Source organism: Streptomyces sp. P5F9, from assembly GCF_057961495.1.
Genome location: NZ_JBXVPZ010000658.1, coordinates 1 through 4,090, shown reverse-complemented (window position 1 = coordinate 4,090; position 4,090 = coordinate 1). Strand labels below are relative to the sequence as shown.

At 70.7% G+C, this 4,090-nt stretch carries 8 protein-coding genes; 4 read left to right on the top strand and 4 right to left on the bottom strand.

From position 1 onward, the window contains the following. Positions 1-105: 105 nt before the first annotated feature. Positions 106-327: a hypothetical protein gene (locus AC31A1_RS47935; RefSeq protein WP_033285538.1), complete on the top strand. Its 222-nt coding sequence runs from the start codon at positions 106-108 to the stop codon at positions 325-327. Between the two features lie 415 nt (positions 328-742). Here AC31A1_RS47935 and AC31A1_RS47930 read toward each other — a convergent pair whose 3' ends face one another. Both AC31A1_RS47930 and AC31A1_RS47925 read right to left on the bottom strand, forming a co-directional pair. Next, the gene (locus tag AC31A1_RS47930) at positions 743-1,135 is read right to left on the bottom strand and encodes a hypothetical protein (protein ID WP_489659352.1); all 393 of its coding nucleotides are present in this window, start codon (positions 1,133-1,135) and stop codon (positions 743-745) included. Continuing rightward, complete coding sequence (locus AC31A1_RS47925; RefSeq protein ID WP_489659351.1) at positions 1,105-1,455, bottom strand: hypothetical protein; 351 nt, start codon at positions 1,453-1,455, stop codon at positions 1,105-1,107. The genes AC31A1_RS47930 and AC31A1_RS47925 overlap by 31 nt, the downstream gene beginning before the upstream one ends. 28 nt (positions 1,456-1,483) lie before the next feature. On the opposite strand from AC31A1_RS47925, the gene AC31A1_RS47920 reads away from it, so the two are divergent. Further along, positions 1,484-1,693: a helix-turn-helix domain-containing protein gene (locus AC31A1_RS47920; protein ID WP_489659350.1), complete on the top strand. Its 210-nt coding sequence runs from the start codon at positions 1,484-1,486 to the stop codon at positions 1,691-1,693. A gap of 24 nt (positions 1,694-1,717) precedes the next feature. Continuing rightward, complete coding sequence (locus AC31A1_RS47915) at positions 1,718-2,659, top strand: phosphotransferase family protein (RefSeq protein WP_489659349.1); 942 nt, start codon at positions 1,718-1,720, stop codon at positions 2,657-2,659. Here AC31A1_RS47915 and AC31A1_RS47910 read toward each other — a convergent pair. Together AC31A1_RS47910 and AC31A1_RS47905 are read right to left on the bottom strand one after the other, a co-directional pair. Continuing rightward, complete coding sequence (locus AC31A1_RS47910; protein WP_489659348.1) at positions 2,643-3,155, bottom strand: GtrA family protein; 513 nt, start codon at positions 3,153-3,155, stop codon at positions 2,643-2,645. The two genes, AC31A1_RS47915 and AC31A1_RS47910, sit on opposite strands and share 17 nt — an antisense overlap. Positions 3,156-3,285: 130 nt before the next feature. Further along, a complete protein-coding gene (locus AC31A1_RS47905; protein ID WP_489659347.1) occupies positions 3,286-3,783 on the bottom strand; it encodes a MarR family winged helix-turn-helix transcriptional regulator in 498 nt (165 codons plus the stop codon). A gap of 135 nt (positions 3,784-3,918) precedes the next feature. Between AC31A1_RS47905 and AC31A1_RS47900 the strand changes: the two genes are divergently transcribed. Continuing rightward, positions 3,919-4,090: HGxxPAAW family protein (locus AC31A1_RS47900; RefSeq protein ID WP_489659353.1), on the top strand; the 172-nt coding region annotated here is incomplete at its 3' end.

The following is a 4,090-nucleotide window of genomic DNA, read 5'->3' as shown; positions in this document are numbered from 1 at the left end:
GGGTACGTCCGGGGCGGCGTGGTGGTTCCCGGTTGCCCGATCTGTGATGAACAAGCGATGTGGACGGCCTCAGCGAGTGGCGTGTCTAGGCCCATACTGGAGTCAATGACAAAGCCAGCTGCACCGAAGCGCTATTTGCCCACCAGTCCCTTCAAGGCCCCGGCCGCGGCGGCACCCAAGCAGTTCGCCGTGGGCGACCAGGTCACACACGACATGTACGGCCTCGGCCGGGTCATCGGCATCGAGGACGGAATCGCGGTGCTCGTCGACTTCGGGTCGGTCCAGGAGCGCATCCTGAGTCCGTACTCCAAGATGAGCAAGCTGTAGGACCGCTGTGCCCGGTTCACGGCACACCAGGTCCTAGCGGCCTGTAACGAACGGGAGACCTCTCATCGAACCGACCTCGCTGTTCTCCGCCCCGGAAGGGGCGTCCCGCCAATCCAGCGCGGGATCGCCCCCTCCGGCGACGAACCCCTTCCAGGCCCCGGACTTCGGGGAGGACGAGACGCTGCTGCTCGACGACGGGCAAGCACCCTTCTCGGACATGGACGAGGCTTTCCGCAGGGCGGGCTAGTTCAAGGCGGGCAGGGCTTCCACGGTCAGGTCCGGCGAAGCCCGTCAGTCGACGACGAGCCATTTCTCCAGCGGTCCTTCAGCGACCCCTCGGACCTTCAGCGATCCTCCACCGGCCACCCCGTGGCCCGGAACACGGCGACGGGGTCCAGATAGTCGCGCCAGTGCGTCACCTTCCGGTCCTTGACGGTGACCACGGAGACGAAGTGGTTGTCGTAGGCCCGCCCGGTCCGGACAGCCCGTCCGTGCACCGCGTACTCAAGGACGGCCACGGACGTCCCGGGTCCCGGTGGACGGCCAGTTCGTCCGCGCTGTGCAGCAGCATGACGTCGCCGTAGCCGCGATACAGGTCCGCCACCGCCCCGCGTCCCTCAACCCGGCGCGGGTAGCCGGGCACGGACACGACGTACTCGACGACCACGTCCTCGGCCAGGAGCTCGAAGAAGTGATCACCGTCGACGAGCCCCGCGAGCCCCTCCCGCACGATCCGGAAGAACGGATCGAGCGCCCCGAACTCGCCCATGCCCACGGTCACTTCACCCCCGCCGGAGATGCCAGGCACCGGCGTTCCGCCGCGCGAAGTCCCGTCCTGGAAGGCGGTCGCCGCCCGGCCCGGCGCAGCATCACCGCGTAGTCGGCGGGCACGACCCCGGCCGCGACCGCACCCCCGATCCACGCCTCCGGGCCGATGCCCTGGTGCCGGACGGGCCGGCCGGTCACGGCGGTGATGGTGTCGGCGACCTCGGCGACGGTGAGGGCCTGCGGTCCGGCGGGCGCGTACCGTGCCCCGGCGTGGGCCTCGGGGTCGAGCAGCGTCTCCACCGCGACGGCGGCGATGTCGCGCGCGTCGACGAAGGCCTCCGTACGGCCGCCGGTCGGCACCTTCCGCGACGCCCTCGGCCAGACCCCGATGCGGTACCTGACCGACTGGCGGATGGCCCTGGCCCGCGACCACCTCCGCACCGGCGAACTCACCCTCGCGGCCATCGCCCACGCCGTCGGATACACCTCGCCGTACGCCTTCGCGGCCGCCTTCACCCGCAACCACGGGGAGCCGCCGGGGAGTTGGCGGCAACGGGAGTCGCACTCCGCGAACGACCCCTGCCCACACGCCCATTGACACCTTCAGGGGTTCACTTCCGCCATGGTCACCCACCGCCAGGAGCACACCGCCCACTGGATCCGCTACTTCGCCGACCGCGGTCACCAGGACGTCCGGCCGCTCGCCGCGGGTGTCGAGGGCGCCGTCTACCGGCTCGGTGACGGGACGGTCGGGAAGGTGTGGAGCGGTCGGCGGCCGGTGGGAGTGGGGCTCATGCGGCAGGTCTACGAAGACATCGCGCGCGAGGGGGAGTTGCTGCCCTTCGCCACGCCGGAGATTCTCGGTGTCGAGGAGCACGACGGGGTTCTGGTCACCTACGAACGGGAGTTGGGAGGCGTCCCGTTGCGGGGTGACTCGGCGGTCGTGGCGCCGGGGCCGGAGTTGGCCGGGCGGGAGACCGACGCGCTGTTGACGGTGTTGCGGGGGCTGGCCGCCGTGCCCGGCAGCGAGGCCATGCGGCGGCTCGTCGTGCAGGGGGACGACCGGGCTCTCTGGGAGGGGCACGCCCGTTTTCCCGACGCGCTCGCCGACCTCGTCCGGCGTGCCGTTCGTCGGCACGGTGGTCTGCTCGCCGCTCGGGTGCCCGGCCTCGCGGGCATCGTGCGCGAGACGGTGGACTCCCTGCGGGCGCTTCCGGACGGCGGGCCGGTCGGCGTCGTGCACGGTGACCTCGTGCCGCCGAACATCCACGTCGACGACACCGGCGCCCCTGCGGCCGTACTCGACTTCGGGTTCTTCACGACCGCCGGGGACCCGGCCTTCGAGGCTGCCGTGGCAGCCGCCGTATGGGACATGTACGGGCCGTACGCGGAACGGCATACCGCCACGCTCACCCGGTTGTTCGCCGAGGAGTTCCGGTACTCGCCCGACACGCTCGTCCTCTACCAGCGGGCGTATGCGCTGGCGACCTACGACCTGTTCTCGTCGGACGGTGGTGACGGGCATTTCCGTTGGTGCGCCGGGGTCCTCACGCGGCCGCGCTGAACGCCGAGGGGCCCACCGGGATCGTGATGGCTGCCGTGCGCGTGCCGCGGTCCGCGAAGACGAACAGGCGCAGGACCAGGAAGCGGCCGATGCCGGCGAGGCCGGAGGCGCTGAGGTAGACGATCTGCTCGGTGAGCATGCCCGGGGAGGGCTGGACGGTGTGGAGGACGAGGATCGCGGCGGACGTCGCCGCGTAGGCCGCCGTGGCCGAGCCCGCCGACTGCCAGTGCTCGCGCAGGCCGGGGCGGCGGCCGGTGCCGAAGGTGAACAGGGCGTGGAGCTCCGTGCAGAGGACGGTCGAGGCGACCGTGATCAGGGCGTTCGCCGCCACCCAGGGCATCAGCGCGGCGAGCAGCGGTACCGCGAAGCTGGACAGGACCCCGACACCGCCGCCGCACACCACGAACCTGACGAAGGACGCGAACGGTCCGGGAGCGGCGGCCGCGGGGGTCGTCCCGGTCGCGGTTCCCGGCTTCGGCGAGAGCAGCGACTTCATGGGATGTCCCTCCGTACGGCGGCCGTTGGGCCTGCGCCGACCCTCTTGACCGGCTGAGGTCAACGATGCCGTCGTACGGGTCCGGGCACGATGAAGCGGTCTCCCGGACCGTTGGTGCAGCGGGCTGTACCTACGGGGTCGGGTTTACCCCCCTGTCGCGCGCCCGGAGTTCCTCGATGTAGTCCTGCGCGAGCGTCGACGTCCGCGTGAACCAGTCGTTCAGTACGGCGATCTCGGCGGGGGAGTAGTCGGCGAACTGGGCGTTCAGGCGGTCGTAGTAGGGGCCGTAGAGGGCGACGACTCTGGTCACCGCGGCCGGTACCGAGGCGACGCGGACGCGGCGGCGGTCGGTCGGGTCGGGGACGCGGGTGATGAACCCGGCGCGCTCCAGGCGGTTGAGGATGCCGGTCACCGCGCCGGTCGTGACGTGGGCGTGTTCGGCGAGGTCGCCCGCCGTGAGGAGGTTCTCGCCGGCCTTCAGGACGCACGCGAAGCACAGGAGATCGGTGACGTTCAGGCCCAGCCGCTCGGCCATTTCCTGCTGGCCGAGCTGGGCGGTGGCGATGAGGGAGTCCATCGCGTCCAGCGCCTGGGCCGGGGTGGCGGCGGGGCGGGGCTTGGCTTGCATCGTTATTGCCTTAGCTTGTGAGAGGTTTCTACTCTAAACTTCTTAGGTGGTGAGAGACCTGCTGTCCGTCCGGGCTTCAGTCTGTCCGGGCTTCAGTCTGTCCAGACTTCGAACTGGCTTCGAGGGAGGCCGCACATGAGCGCACATCAGTATGACGAGGGGCATACGGTCGCGGGCTGGACCGGATTCGGTATCGCGACCGTCGGGTCGACCGTCGCGGGGGTGGGGGTGTGCACGGTGTCGGCCCTGCTGATCGCGGGCGGGCTGGGGATCGTCGCCGTGAGCGTCCTGGTCACCTGGGCGCTCC